A 13,872-nucleotide genomic window follows, 5' to 3' on the forward strand; every position below is an offset into this window, starting at 1 on the left:
CGCCACACTGGGCCGGTGCCAGCTGCCTTCCTGCCCGGTCTCGAGCTCTCCCGCCGCTACTACCGGGAGGTGGTCCGGCCGATCGTGGCCGAGGGTTTCCCGGAGTTGTCGTACGCGGCGGGGTTGATCGGTCACGGCTCGGAGGTGCTCGGGCTGGACACCGAGCGGTCCACCGATCATGACTGGGGCCCGCGGTTGTTGATCTTCCTCGCCGATGATCAGGCGGACCGGGCCGCGGAGCTGAAGGCGACCGTCGGCGACCGGCTGCCGGAGACGTTCCTCGGCTTCCCGACCGTCTTTCCCGAGGGCACGCACCGGGTCGCGGTCAGCGGGATCGGCGACTGGCTCCGGTGGCGGCTCGGGTTCGATCCGCGGCAGCGGCTGGAGACCGTGGACTGGCTCTCGGCGCCGACCCAGGTGCTGGCCGAGATCACCGGCGGTGCGATCTTCCACGACGGGCTCGGTGATCTTGGTCGGGTACGGGAGCAGCTCGGCTGGTATCCCGATGATCTCTGGCGCTATCTGCTGGCCTGCCAGTGGCAGCGGATCGGGCAGGAGGAGGCGTTTCCGGGCCGCACCGCTCAGGTCGGCGACGATCTCGGCTCGGTGATCATCGCCGCCCGGCTGGCCCGGGACGTGGTCCGGCTGTGCCTGCTGATGGCGCGCACCTATCCGCCGTACTCGAAGTGGCTCGGCTCGGCATTCGCCCGGCTGCCGATCGCCGAAACGGTCGGCCCGCGGCTGAGTGAGGCACTCGCCGCCCGGGACTGGCCGGCCCGGGAACGCCACCTGAACGCCGCCTACGTCGAGGTCGCCCGCGCCCACAACGCGCTCGAACTGACCGAACCGCTGGACCCGGAGCCGGTCCAGTTCTGGGACCGGCCGTTCTTCGTCCCGGCCGGCGAGCGGTTCACCGAGGCGCTGCGGGCGACGATCACCGACCCTGCCCTGCGCCGGCTGCCGCCGATCGGTGCCGTCGATCACTTCATCGACAGCACCGACGCCGTGAACCAGTACGAGGTGCGGGCCGCCGCCGTGGCCGCGGTGCTGCGTCAGGCCGGTGATCAGGAACCGGTGGCGGCCGAGACGGCCTGAGCGGTGATGATCATGGGATGCCTGGGGTCGGTGTTGTCGATCACCAGGTCGGCGCGCTGCCAAGGTCGGCAGGCTTCGAAGTAGAGGCGCTGACCCTCGACGTAGCGGCGTTGCGACGGGTGCTCCGGGTCCGGTGACCCGCCGTCGCGGCCCGCCATCCGGGCGACCGTGATCTCGAACGGCGCATCGAGGAAGATCGAGAAGTCCCAGCGCTCGACCAGCTCGTCGCGGTGCAGGAACAGGCCTTCCAAGATCACCACCGTGCCCGGCTCGGCCCGGCGGGGCGGCTCGTCGACGTGACAGTCGTTGACCAGGTCGGTCCACCGGCTCCGATAGGACCCGTCGCCGCCCGGGCCGAGCGGTTCCAGCACCAGGCGGTGCAGGGCCGGATAGTCATAGGTGTCGAGCCAGAAGCCGAGCGGTGAGTCCCGGCCGCGGCGGTGTCGCTCGGCCCGCGGCCGATGGAAGTCGTCGACGTGGATCACCAGACATGCCCGCCCCTGCTGGCGCAGCCGGGCCGCCACCGTCGCGGCGAACGTCGTCTTGCCGCTGCCGTCGACGCCGTCGATCGCGACCAGGGTGTAACCGTCGCCGGGAGGCGGCACCCGATCGGCGATCACCTCGTACGGATCGATCATTCCGTGCAGGCTAGCCAAAGGATTCGAAGCTCGGGTTTCCAGGGCCGGCCGGGGCGTTTCCCCGATGCCGGAGCCGGCGGCATGAAGCGAGCATCAGGTCATGATCAGGAACCGAGTCGCGCGAGCGATGTTCATCGTGGCGGCGACGGGTCTGCTCGTCGGGGCCCTGCTGATGCGCCCGCTGGCCGAAGGCATCGAGCCGGGACTGTGGTGGACGTCGGCCCACGTGGCGTGGTTGATCGGCTATCTCGCGTTCGTCCCGGTGCTGCTGGAACTGCGCGCGCTGGCGCGGCCGAGCCTCCTGGGCAACATCGTCGGGCTGGTCGGGGTGCTGGGTGCGCTGGCGATCTCGGTGCAGATGGTGGCCGACCTGGTCGCCGGTCTGCAGGCGGCAACCCGCGACGAGCTGCGCGCCGGGACCGGCGCCTTTCGAGCCCTGCCGGGGGTCGACCTCGCCGTCTATGGCGTCGGGCCGCAACTGCTCTATGTCGGCGTCCTGGGTCTGGTGTTGCTACTGGCTCTGCGCCGGACGATCCCGCTCCTGCCGGCGGTGGGCGTCGGCGTGGGCACGGTGCTGTATGCCGCGGGGATGATCGCCGGCCGCAACCCCGTCCTGCAGGTGACCGGGCTGGTGGTGCTGTGCGTGGGTCTGGTCGGCATCGCCTACGCCGGCCGACGGCAGACAGGGAAGGTCATCGCCTCGGCGCCCTGAAATCCGACCAGCAGATCGTCGCCGACTCCGGTCCGGCCGCGTGTCGCGGGTGCGGTCGGCGGCTGGCGGTCGAATTCCAGGGATTGCCGGGCGCGGACTTCTCAGCGGTGTCAGCGGCGGGTGTAGTTGGGGGCTTCCACGGTCAATTGGATGTCGTGCGGGTGGGACTCGCGCAGGCCGGCGGAGGTGATCCGGACGAACCGACCGCGCTGCTGCAGTTCCTTGATCGTCGCGGCGCCGGCGTAGAACATCGATTGCCGCAGCCCGCCGACCAGCTGGTAGGCGACGGCCGCCACCGGCCCGCGATAGGGCACCTGGCCCTCGACGCCCTCCGGGATCAGTTCGTGCTCGGCGGTGACGTCGTTCTGGAAGTAGCGGTCCTTGGAGTACGAGCCCCGGCGGCCACGGCCGGACAGCGCGGGGAGTGAGGCCATGCCGCGATAGGACTTGTACTGCTTGCCGTTGATGAAGATCAACTCGCCCGGCCCTTCGTCGCAGCCCGCGAGCAGTGATCCGAGCATCACCGTGTCGGCGCCGGCGACGATGGCCTTGGCGATGTCACCCGAATACTGCAGGCCGCCGTCGCCGATCACCGGGATGCCGGCCGGCCGGGCGGCGCGGGCCGCCTCGTGGATCGCGGTCACCTGCGGCACGCCGACCCCGGCCACGACCCGGGTGGTGCAGATCGAACCCGGACCGACGCCGACCCGGATCCCGTCGACGCCGGCCTCGACCATGGCCTGGGCGCCGCGGAACGTGGCCACGTTGCCGCCGACGAGGTCGACGCGGTCCGCCCGCGGCTCGGCCCGGAGCTTGCCGATCATGTCGAGCAGCGCCCGGGAGTGGCCGTGCGCGGTGTCGACGACGAGCAGGTCGACGTCCGCCTCGATCAGCGCCATGGCGCGCTCCCAGGCGTCGCCGAAGAATCCGACCGCCGCGGCGACCCGGAGCCGGCCCTGATCATCCTTACTCGCGTCCGGGTGCTGGTCGGCCTTGACGAAGTCCTTCACCGTGATCAGCCCGCGCAGTCGATCATGGTCGTCGACCAGCGGCAGCTTCTCGATCTTGTGTGTGGTCAGCAGCCGGAGCGCCTCGGCCCGGTCGATGCCGACCCGTCCGGTGATCAACGGCATCGGTGTCATCACCGCGCCGACCCGCCGGGACGGATCGGTTTCGAATCGCAGATCCCGGTTGGTGACGATGCCGACCAGCCGGCCCTCCTCGTCGACCACCGGGACGCCGGAGATCCGGTAGTGCGCGCACAGTTCCTCGACCTCGCGCAGGGTCGCGTCCGGCGCGATGGTGACCGGATCGTCGATCATGCCCGACTCGGACCGCTTCACCTGGTCGACCTGACGGGCCTGCTCGTCGGGCGGAAGGTTGCGATGGATCACCCCGAGCCCGCCGACCCGGGCCATCGCGATCGCCATCCGGGATTCGGTCACCGTGTCCATCGGCGAGCTGAGCAGCGGGACCTTGAGCTCGATGTTGCGCGACACCCGGCTGCTCGGGTCGGCGGCAGAAGGAATGACGTCGGACTCGCAGGGTTGCAGCAGGACGTCGTCGAAGGTCAGCCCCAGCGGGGCCGATGCGGGGTCGTTCGGTGCGGCTCCGGCCATGGCCGGCGGCTCCTCTCCTCGGGGTTTCGGGCGAGCTTAGACCTTAGTAGTAGTTAAGACAACTACTAGCTGTCCTTTCCTGAGTCTGTCGATGGGCAAGCCAGTGCGCGCCGTTCTCCCAGGGTTCGGCCTGACGGCCGGGAAGACGCATCAAGGGGCGGGCGGGTGTTTGCGGTCGGTCCGCATCGCGGCCGGACGCCGGTTCCGGCGGCGGCCTGCTGTCGTGTCCGACGGAGCCCGCACCTCGCCGGCCGGAGCAAACCCAGCGTCGGAATGGCTCCCCGCCGCCTGCAATGCCGACGGAACCCCCCGATCGTCCGAGCAGGCCCGACCCGACCCGTCACTCCGACCGACACCCGGCCGCGATTCCCCACCGACCGCTGCAACCGACAGGAGAGCGCGGTGCGGCTGGCCCCCCTTCGACAGGCTCAGGACAAGCTTCGACAGGCTCAGGACAAGCTTCGACAGGCTCAGGGAACGGAACCCGCCCGGCTCGGTTGCGGCGCGCCCATCGGTAGACCCGGGCTGAGGAACGAACACCCAAACGTCGCCATCGTCCAGGAGGCTGGGCGTGATCGGGATGGTCGTAGGTTGGACGGATGGATGACGAGGCGAAGCGGGCCGATATCGCGCTGATGTGGTTTCGGCGCGACCTCCGGCTGGCCGATCATCCCGCGCTGAGCCGGGCCGCGGAGTCGGGTCGGGTGCTGCCGCTGGTGGTGCTGGACCCGACCCTGCTCCGGGACGGGTCGCGGCGCCGGGATCGCTACCTGGCTTCGGTGGCGGCGCTCCGGGACACGATCGGTGGGGCGTTGGAGATCAGGACCGGCGATCCGGCGGAGGAGGTGCGCGCGGCGGCCCGTCGGGTCGGTGCGACCGCGGTGCACATCAGCGCCGAGACGACCCCGTTCGGGCGGCGGCGGGACGGCCGGGTGCGCCGGTCGCTGGCCGAGGCCGGCATCGAGTTGATCGCGACCGGGAGTCCGTACGCGGTCGGGCCCGGGGCGGTGCGGAACGGGAGCGGAGATCCGTACAAGGTGTTCACCCCGTTCTCCCGCGCTTGGCGGGAGCACGGCTGGGCCGATCCGGCGCCCGCGGCCGAGGTGGCCTGGCACACCGATGACGTGAAGTCGGAGCATCGGCAGCTGCCGGATCCGGATGATCATGAGGCGGGGGAGGTCCGGGCCCTGGATCGCTGGCGGGCGTTCCTGGACGAGCGGATCAACGACTACGAGACCACCCGTGACCGTCCCGATCTCGACGCGACCAGCCGGCTGTCGATCCCGCTGAAGTACGGCGAGATCCATCCGCGGACGATCTTGGCCGATGTCGGCGCCGAGTCCGGCCGGGGCGCCGCCGCGCGGGAGAAGTTCGTCGCCGAGCTGTGCTGGCGCGAGTTCTATGCCGATGTGCTGTGGCATCGGCCGGAGTCGGCCTGGCAGGACCTGCGGCCGGAGTTCGGCTCGATGGAGTATGCCGATCCGGATCAGGTCGCGGACTTGATCACCGCCTGGAAGCAGGGCCGGACCGGCTATCCGGCGGTGGATGCGGCGATGCGGCAGCTGCTCGGCGAGGGGTTCATGCACAACCGGATGCGGATGGTGACGGCGAGCTTCCTGGCCAAGGATCTGCACGTCTGGTGGCCGCTCGGCGCCCGGCACTTCCTTGATCAACTCCTGGACGGCGATCTCGCCTCCAACAACCACAACTGGCAGTGGGTCGCCGGCACCGGCACCGACGCGGCGCCGTACTTCCGGGTGTTCAACCCGATCACCCAGGGCAAGAAGTTCGACCCGGACGGGCACTACGTGCGGCGCTGGGTGCCCGAGCTGGCTCACCTCGACGGCGCGGCGGTGCACGAGCCGTGGAAGGCCGAGGACGGCTACGCCGACGGCTATCCGGAGCGGATCGTCGACCACGCCGAGGAGCGCCGGGTCGCCCTGGCCCGCTACGAGCAGGCCCGCTCCTAAGGGCTAGTCGTCGATCACATTGAGTTGCAGGTGCCGGGCGAGCAGCGGCCCCATCCGCATCAGCTGCAGGTCGCTGATCGTCGCGCCGGCGATCCCGGCCAGGCCGTTGATCGTGGCGAGGTCGGCTCCGCGCAGGTCGACGTCGGTCAGCTTGGCGCCGTTCAGGCCGAGGGTGCCGACCTGGCAGTTGCGGAAGGCGAGCCGGGTCACGGTCGCGTCGTTCAGGTCGAGCTCGTCGATGCCGCAGTCGGAGATGATCACGTCCCGCCACTCCGAGCCGCGCAGATTGAGATAGCCGAGCTTGCTGTCGGTGATCGTCACGTCGCGCCAATTGGACTCGTACAGCTCCGCCGAGCCGATCCGCGACCGCGCGATGATCATCCTCCGCCAGGACGACCGTGGGCCGCGGAGCACCGGCGCGTCCACGTCGGACCAGCGCCCGCCGGTGAAGTGGGCCCCGCGCAGATTGGCGCCCATCAGCTGCACCTGGTCGAACTCGCAGCCGGTGAACGAAGCCGCGTCCAGGTCACGGTCGGTGAAGTCGGCCCGGACGTAACGCTCACCCTCCCGCATGTCGCCATCCAGCACGTCCCGGTGATCCGGGGTGGTCAGCTCGCCCAGCGTGACCTTGCTGATCTTGGGCGGCTTCGGCTCTTTCGGCTCCATGGCGATCACCGTACGCGGAGGGACTGACCGGAATCGACCCGACGTGAGGCGATGGGGGCCCATGTCGGGCCCCATCGGTCGACGTCGGGTCGATCCCGGACACCGCCCGTCGGTCAGTCGCTCCCGAGCCGGTCGTTTGCGATCGCCAGCCAGTGGTCGACGGCTCCCGGCCCGTGGTGCCGGATCATCCAGTCCACCTGCCGCAGAGCGAGGTGGGCGCGGTAGCCGCGCAGCGTGTCGGCCGGCACGGCGCTCATGATCAGCTCCTCCACCCGGCGCACCAGTGCGGCGTCGGCGTGCCGACCGGACAGGTCGAATGACAGCACGGTCAGCGCGAACCAGCGGTCGCCGCGGGCCGAGCCGTCCCAGTCGATCACGCCGGTGATCACGCCGTCGTCGTCGACCAGGACATTGCCCAGGTGATAGTCCAGGTGCACCAGGTCGTCGCCGGTGATCACGCCCGGACCGGACCGGCCGATCTCCTCGACCCGCTCGAGCAGCCGTCGGGTCCGGTCGTCGTAGTGGGCCAGGGATTCGTGCAGACAGAATCCCGGTCCGCTCTCGGCGAGGTGGAGCGAGGCGGGCTCGGCGTCGAAGTCGGCCAGCAGACCGGTCCAGTCCTCGGTCACCATGATCATCCGGTCCACCAGCCGGGCGTCCGGACGGGCCGGTGGTGTGCCGGCCAGCCGTTCCTGGATCACCACGTGGGTCCCGTCGACCGGCACGACCAGGTCGTAGCGCGGGACCGGAACACCCCTGGCCCGCGCCAACTCCAGCACCGTCGCGGTCCGCCGCAACCGCTCGCCCCACTCGTCGCTGTCGTCGCCGACGCTGGTCAGCACACTCTCGCGGCCGTCGGGCCAGCGCACGTACGCGGCGCCGACCTCACCGCCGGCGGCGGCGCCGACCAGTTCGAGGGTGATGCCATGCTCGGCCGCCAGCGCGCTGACCAGCCTGGCCGGGTCGAGCCGGGGGATGGGCGGCGGGATCTTCGCGGGATCTGAACTCATCGTTCCTCCAGATGTCGTCGGGTCGGATTTCACCCCACTGACATCGGCGATCGCGGATCGCATTCCACCAGGGGAGACAGGCTATCGGTCCCGTCAAGCTCCACCCCACGGCAGTGATCGAGCCGTCACTTGTGCTCCGACACGCCGCCAAAACGCGTGCACAAGTGCCGGGTCGGCGGTTTGGGCGGGGTGTCAGGATGCGGGGATGGGTTCAGACGTCTGGGTCGGACGGGTCGATCTGACGCGGGAATGGACGAGCGCGGAGTGGCGCGCGGCGGCCGAGGCCTGGATCGGCGAGCGGCTGGCCGAAGCCGGCATCGTGATCACCGGACCGATCGAGCAGCCGCGGGTGCGGCCCTGGTCGACTCAGCTCAAGGTGCCGACCGACCGCGGCCCGTACTGGTTCAAGGAGAACAACCCGGCCATGCGGTTCGAGGCCGAACTGGTCGCCGAGATCGCGCGGCTGGCACCGGAGCGGGTGATCGTCCCGGTTGCCGTCGAGCCCGGCCGCGGCTGGATGCTGGGCCCACACGGCGGCCGCACCGTGCGGGAGGCCGGCGCGACGGACGAACGGACCTTCACCCGGATCCTGACCGAGTACGCCGACCTGCAGCGGATCCTCGGCGACCATCGCGACGCTCTGCTCGACACCGGGCTGCCCGAGCTGGAGCCGGCCGACACCCCCGACCACGTCGACCGCCAGGTGGCGACGCTTGCCGAGTTACCCGCCGATCACCCGCTGCACGCCGACGCCGGGCTGAAGGATCGTGCGGCCCGGCACCGGTCGGTGATCCAGGGCGCGGCCGAGTGCCTGGCGGAGCTTCCGCTCCCGTCGACCGTGCAGCACAACGACCTGCACCAGAGCAACACGTTCGCGGCGCCGGCGGGCGAGGCACTGCGGTTCTTCGATTTCGGTGACGCCGTGTGGAGCCATCCGTTCGGTTCGCTGCACGTGACGGTGGTGGCGCTGAGCCGGGAGTGGAACTGCGCCGAGGACGACCGGCGGATCGTCCGGCTGATCGACGCCTATCTCGATCGGTGGGCCGACCTGGCGCCGCTGCCGGAGCTGCGTCGGCTGATCGGCCCGTCGATGGTGATCGGCCGTCTGCATCGTTACAACTCCTGGCACCGGCTGCTGGCGTACCTGCCGGAGGAGATGATCGAGGGCAAAGTCGGCTACCTGAATTCACTCCTGTGTGGTTCCGAGCTCACCTCGGAATGGGTCGCCCACGCCGGGCCGCGTTAAGGTCGAGCAGCCGGACGCTTGGATAGGATCGTCCGGCTCCCCGGGCAAACCCGGGCCGGAACACCACCCCTGAAGAAGGACATATCGCATGATCGCGTTGGCCGGTTCGTACCACTGCGCCGAGCTGACGTCGTCGGACGGAACGATCGAGTTCAGCGGCCGGCTGCGGGGGACGGCCGAGCTCGTGGCCGCGATGCAGCAGGCCGACGCCGATGCCGCGCCGGAGGCCGGCGCCGACGACGCCACGCTGGCGTTGCAGGCGTACCGGATCTGGGGGATCGACGGCTTCCGTCGCCTCGCCGGGACGTTCGCGCTGGCGGTGCTGGACGCCGACCGGCTGGTGCTGGCGCGGGATCCGCTCGGGGTGGAGCAGCTCTACTTCCGGCGCGAGGCCGACGGGCACCGGATCCGGTTCGGCTCGACCATCGCAGCCGTGCTGGCCGACGGACCGGTGCCGACGCCGTCCGCGCGGGTGGTGCACCGCTATCTGTCCACCGGCGCGCTGGACGACGAGCCGGCGACCTTCTTCGAGGGCGTCGAGCGGGTGCTGCCGGGCGAGGCGTTGATCGCCGAGCCGAGCGGGGTCCGGCGGCAGGCGTTCCTGCGGACCAAGTCCGAACTGCTGCGGGCCCTGGGTGCGCGGCCGGGCGATCCGGATCCGGCGGCGGAGTTGCGGCGCCGGTTGCAGGATTCTCTCGGTACGCCGGAGCAGCCCGTGGCTGTGATCCCGACCGGGCCTGGCTCGACTGCCCTGTCCGGGTTGGCCGACCGCACGCTGGTGCCGGAATATCCCGACCACACCGAGGCGGCCGTCGAGGCCCAGCCCGGCCGGATCCGGCTGACGGCCGACCAGTTCAAGGCCGACTGGTCCGACTTCATCCGGGTCGAGGAGGAGCCGACCGGCTCGGCGGCCGCCTACCTGCACTACCGGCTGGCCCAGGACGGCGCGGACTACAACACCCTGATCGGTGCCGAGGGCGCGGCCCAGCTGCTGCTCGGCGCCGACCCGGCATCGAATCCCGTGGCGGGCGCGGTCCGGTTGGTCGGTTCGGCGGTCCGGGGCGGCGTGCGTACGGTCACCCGGGCGGCCGGTGGCCGACGGCCCGAGCTGGCGATCAGCCTGCTGTCGGACGAGCTGCGGTCCCGCTACTCCGACGAGGGCCCGGCGCCGCTCGCCGCCGAGGCGACGCTGCTCCGGGTGGACGCCCTGACCACGACCTCGCTGCCGTACCGGCTGCGCTCGCTGGCCAAGACCGCCGGCCGGTTCGGCACCCGGTTCGCGCTGCCGTACCTCGAGCTGGACACCGTCCGTTGGCTGCTCGGCCACGACGACGAGACGCTCGGCGCGCTGCTCGGCGGGACCCGGCAGGGGGCGGCCGAGCCGCCGCAGGCCGACTGGCTGATGCGGATCAAGAACACCGTGTACGACGTGTTCATGAGCGAGTCGTTCGCCAACCGCGGCTACTTCGATCAGACCGCCGTGGTGGAGGCGTTCGAGGCGTTCATCAAGCGGCCGAACAGCTCCGCCGCCGCCGTCTTCTGGCGCATCCTCAACGTCGAGCTGTGGTGCCGGGAGTTCTTCGACGCGGCGCAGCCGGCGCCGGAGGTCAGGATCAAGACCGACCTCGAGGCCAACGACGGCAAGGCGCTCGACCTGGTGCTGCCGGACGGGACGTCGGTCCGGCGCTACCCGCTGCGGACCGAACTGTTCAGCGCCAGTGACGACCTGACCAGCCGGGCAGTCAGCCGGGTGGGCGAGTTCTTCGAGACGCTGACCGGCACCGACGAGCAAGATCATCTCGCCGCGACCACCGGCCGCTGGTATTTCTTCATCAGCGAGAAGATCGTCGCCATCACCCAGGGCCGGTCCATGTTCGTCTGGGACATCAAGGTGAGCTGGGCGGCGCGGGTGCTGTCCCGGTTCGTCGTCCGGACCCCGACCGGAATCGGCCTCGGCTCGCCGTTCACCATGCAGCTGGCGATCGGAGAGGCCGGACTGCCGCGGATCCTGTTCGCCTCCGCGGGCAGCGTGGTCGGCAAGCTGGCCGGGAAGCGCGGCGTCTTCTACGACCTGGTCGGCAACAACGTGCGGGCGATCGACGGGCCGACCGAATACTCCGCGTACCCGTCGAACGTGTCGGCCAAGCTGCCGCCGAAGGACCCGGACCAGGTCGCCGCGGCCCTCACCGCCGCGATCCGGCCGATCCTGCCGGAGCCGTACGCGAGCACCTTCGGCGGCACCGTCGTGATGGACGCGAATGATCTTGGCCGCAACGCCCTCGGTCAGGACGTCCCCGGCGAGCCGAAGAAGTACGAAGAGATGTTCGCCGACAACCCCCTCGGCCAAGGCAGCCAACAAACCCCCCTAGCCATCGTCTTCGAACGCCCCTGACAACCCGCCGACCCGGCACTTGTGCACCGGTTTTGGCGGCGTGTCGGTGCACAAGTGACGGCTCGATCGCGGTGCTCAGGGCAATCCCTGGGCCACCTCTCCGGGTAGGGCTAACCCGACAACGATCCGGGTGACTGCCTCAATGTGCTGACCGGCGGTTTTGCGTTGGATAGTTGACATGGAGACGCTGACCGATTTCATCTTGGGCGCCGCTGGTTCCCCGTGGATCTACCTGCTGGTGGTGCTGGTGGCCTGCATCGACGGGTTCTTCCCGCCGGTGCCCAGTGAATCGGTCGTCGTGGCGCTGGCGGCGGTCGGTGTCGCGACCGGTCAGCCGTGGGTGATCGGGGTGGCGGTGGTGGCCGCGATCGGCGCGATCGCCGGCGACAACATCGCCTTCTGGATGGGACGGAAGCTCGGCGTCGGCCGGTTCGCCTGGATGCGGCGGCCGAAGGTGGCCAAGGTCTTCGACTTCGCCCGCCGGCAGCTGCAGCACCGCGGCGCGTTGTTGATCTTGACCGCCCGCTACATCCCGGTCGGCCGGGTCGCGGTGAACATGACCGCCGGCGCCACCGGCTTCTCCTGGAAGCGGTTCTTCCCACTGAGCATCCTGGCCGGCACCTCCTGGGCCGTCTACTCGATCGCGATCGGTGCGCTGGCCGGTCACTGGGTGAAGGACAACCCGCTGCTCGGGGCCGGCATCGCCATCGTCGCGGCCATGATCATCGGCTTCGTGATCGACAAGATCGTCGGCCGGGTGACCGGGCGCCAGGTCCGGTTCAACGAGGTCGAGGCCGAGTCCGACGTCACGGAGTCGAGCAGCAAGGGTTCGCCCGAGACGCGGGATGCCGTGCCGGCGATCGCCAAGCCGCTTGAGTCCTGAGCCGGCAGCTGCCGCGGCAGCGAACGCCACCTCAGCCGGATCGCCGGCCGGGGTGGCGTTTCGGTGTTCAGGACCTACGCCGGTGCGGGCTCAGGATGTACGGCGGTGCAGCGCGGTGACCCGGGCGCGGATCTCGGCGACGGTCTTGGCCTGGCTCCGCTCGTCGGCGGTGACCTGCTTCAGCTCCTCGGTCAGCGCGCTCTGTCGCTCGCGGAGCTCGGTCAGCACGGCCGAGGCCGCCTCCAGTTCGCCGTTCGCCTCGTCGAGCTCGGCCTGCAGGGCCGCCCGTTCGGCCTGTTCCTTCTCGGCCCGCTCGCGTTCGGCCCGCTCCTGCTCGGCCTTCTTCCGGTCGGCCGGATTCTTCGTCGTCGGCTTGGCGGTCTCGTCCTTCGACTCCGCCGGGGCGCTCTTCTCCCGCGCGGCCGGCGGCACGGCGGTGAGGGAGAGCGGGCCGAACCCGCCGTAGGCGACGACCTGGTGGACCCAGCCGTTGCGCAGCAGTTCGGCGAACTCGGGATCGGTCCAGGCGGCCTGCAGGGTCGACGACACCTCCTGCAGGGCGGAGTCCGTGGTGCTCTGGCCGGCCTCGGTGGCGAGCTCGGCCGCCCGGCGGGACAGCTGGCGCGCGGCGGTCGAGCGCTGGGTGTTGAGCTCGCGCAGTTGATCACCCTGCAGGTTCTGCTGCGCCTCGGTCATGGCGACACCGAGCTCGAGCCAGGACTCGATCCGGTCGGGCTCATGATGGGCCAGCAGGTTGACCAGCCAGGCCGACTTGGTCGGCTTGCGCAACGCCATCACCTGCTTGGCCAGCTCCTTCTCGCCGGCCTTCTTGGCCTGATCGGCCAGCTCCTTGCGCCGGGCGACGAACTCCTCGGGCGCGCCCGCGTACAGCTCGGCGGCTATCTCGGAGAAGTCCACGGCCCGATTGTGTCAGCCCGATCCGGTCTGCAGGTCAGCCGTGCCGGATGGACGCGACCCAGGCAGCGGCGCCGTCCGGGTGGAATCTCGTCTCGAACCGGTCGGCCTCGATGGTGTCGACCTGCCAGCCCGATCCCGGGCCGAAGGTGCCGCGCAGCTCGTCCCGACTCACCCGGCGCGGGCCGCCGGTGCCCGGCTCGGCGTCGCTGAAGCAGAGCAGGTGCAGGGTGGCGCCGGGTACGGTGACCGCGGTCAGGCTCGCCACATAGAGCAGCCGCTCCTGATCATCGAACGTGTGGAAGAGCCCGCAGTCCAGCACCGAGTCGAAGGTGTGATCAAGATCGAGTCGGAGTGCGTCGGCGATCAGGAACGTGGCGTCGAGCCGACGCTCGGCCGCCTTCCGCCGCGCCTCGGCCAGGGCGGTCTCCGCCACGTCGACACCGACCGTCGACAACCCGAGTGACGCCAGGTGCAGCGCGTTCTCCCCGGTTCCGCAGCCGGCGTCGAGCACCCGGCCGGTGAAGGCGCCGCGAGCGGCGAGCCGGACCACGGCGGGCTGTGGCCGGCCGGTGTCCCACGGTGCCGGACCGTCCTGGTACGACGTGTCCCAGGGCCGCCCGGTCAGCCGCTCGTGCAGCGTCGGCGCCCGATCACCGTCCGGGTCCGTCGTCGGCTCGGTCATGACAGTGACGCCTCCCGTTTCCGAGGTCGGGACGAGTTGAT

12 protein-coding genes are annotated in these 13,872 nt (G+C 70.5%); 6 read left to right on the plus strand and 6 right to left on the minus strand.

All coding sequences use genetic code 11. From position 1 onward, the window contains the following. Positions 1 to 15 precede the first annotated feature (15 nt). A complete protein-coding gene (locus FNH24_RS27490) occupies positions 16 to 1,095 on the plus strand; it encodes a DUF4037 domain-containing protein (RefSeq protein ID WP_217428571.1) in 1,080 nt (359 codons plus the stop codon). Here FNH24_RS27490 and FNH24_RS27495 read toward each other — a convergent pair. Beyond that, the gene (locus tag FNH24_RS27495; RefSeq protein WP_152365422.1) at positions 1,065 to 1,733 is read right to left on the minus strand and encodes a nucleoside/nucleotide kinase family protein; all 669 of its coding nucleotides are present in this window, start codon (positions 1,731 to 1,733) and stop codon (positions 1,065 to 1,067) included. The genes FNH24_RS27490 and FNH24_RS27495 overlap by 31 nt on opposite strands. Positions 1,734 to 1,833: 100 nt before the next feature. Here FNH24_RS27495 and FNH24_RS27500 point away from each other — a divergent pair, with 100 nt between their 5' ends. Then, entirely contained in the window at positions 1,834 to 2,445 is a 612-nt protein-coding gene (locus FNH24_RS27500) for a hypothetical protein (RefSeq protein ID WP_152365423.1), read from the plus strand. 110 nt (positions 2,446 to 2,555) lie between these two features. Here the strand turns inward: FNH24_RS27500 and guaB are convergent, their stop codons facing one another. Beyond that, complete coding sequence (guaB, locus tag FNH24_RS27505) at positions 2,556 to 4,064, minus strand: IMP dehydrogenase (RefSeq protein WP_152365424.1); 1,509 nt, start codon at positions 4,062 to 4,064, stop codon at positions 2,556 to 2,558. 599 nt (positions 4,065 to 4,663) lie between these two features. On the opposite strand from guaB, the gene FNH24_RS27510 reads away from it, so the two are divergent. Beyond that, positions 4,664 to 6,034, plus strand: coding sequence for a cryptochrome/photolyase family protein (locus FNH24_RS27510; RefSeq protein ID WP_152365425.1), 1,371 nt, complete (start codon positions 4,664 to 4,666; stop codon positions 6,032 to 6,034). Positions 6,035 to 6,037: 3 nt separating this feature from the next. Here the strand turns inward: FNH24_RS27510 and FNH24_RS27515 are convergent, their stop codons facing one another. Next, positions 6,038 to 6,700 (minus strand): pentapeptide repeat-containing protein, encoded by a 663-nt coding sequence (locus FNH24_RS27515; protein ID WP_161606341.1) that lies wholly within the window; start codon positions 6,698 to 6,700, stop codon positions 6,038 to 6,040. 113 nt (positions 6,701 to 6,813) lie between these two features. Beyond that, a complete protein-coding gene (locus FNH24_RS27520) occupies positions 6,814 to 7,710 on the minus strand; it encodes a phosphotransferase family protein (protein ID WP_161606342.1) in 897 nt (298 codons plus the stop codon). A gap of 205 nt (positions 7,711 to 7,915) precedes the next feature. Here FNH24_RS27520 and FNH24_RS27525 point away from each other — a divergent pair, with 205 nt between their 5' ends. The 3 genes from FNH24_RS27525 (at position 7,916) to FNH24_RS27535 (ending at position 12,231) form a co-directional block, all read left to right on the plus strand. Then, entirely contained in the window at positions 7,916 to 8,956 is a 1,041-nt protein-coding gene (locus FNH24_RS27525; RefSeq protein WP_161606343.1) for a phosphotransferase, read from the plus strand. A gap of 88 nt (positions 8,957 to 9,044) precedes the next feature. Then, positions 9,045 to 11,348 (plus strand): asparagine synthase-related protein, encoded by a 2,304-nt coding sequence (locus FNH24_RS27530; protein WP_152365429.1) that lies wholly within the window; start codon positions 9,045 to 9,047, stop codon positions 11,346 to 11,348. Positions 11,349 to 11,526: 178 nt separating this feature from the next. Further along, positions 11,527 to 12,231 carry a DedA family protein gene (locus FNH24_RS27535; protein WP_152365430.1) on the plus strand — a complete coding sequence of 235 codons (705 nt, stop codon included), beginning with the start codon at positions 11,527 to 11,529 and terminating at the stop codon, positions 12,229 to 12,231. A 90-nt stretch (positions 12,232 to 12,321) separates the two neighbouring features. On the opposite strand, the gene FNH24_RS27540 is transcribed toward FNH24_RS27535, so the two are convergent. Then, positions 12,322 to 13,149: a hypothetical protein gene (locus tag FNH24_RS27540; RefSeq protein WP_152365431.1), complete on the minus strand. Its 828-nt coding sequence runs from the start codon at positions 13,147 to 13,149 to the stop codon at positions 12,322 to 12,324. Positions 13,150 to 13,183: 34 nt separating this feature from the next. Continuing rightward, positions 13,184 to 13,831 carry a class I SAM-dependent methyltransferase gene (locus tag FNH24_RS27545; RefSeq protein WP_175047926.1) on the minus strand — a complete coding sequence of 216 codons (648 nt, stop codon included), beginning with the start codon at positions 13,829 to 13,831 and terminating at the stop codon, positions 13,184 to 13,186. Between the last annotated feature and the right edge of the window lie 41 nt (positions 13,832 to 13,872).

The organism is Microlunatus speluncae (assembly GCF_009299835.1).
GTDB lineage: Bacteria > Actinomycetota > Actinomycetes > Propionibacteriales > Propionibacteriaceae > Microlunatus > Microlunatus speluncae.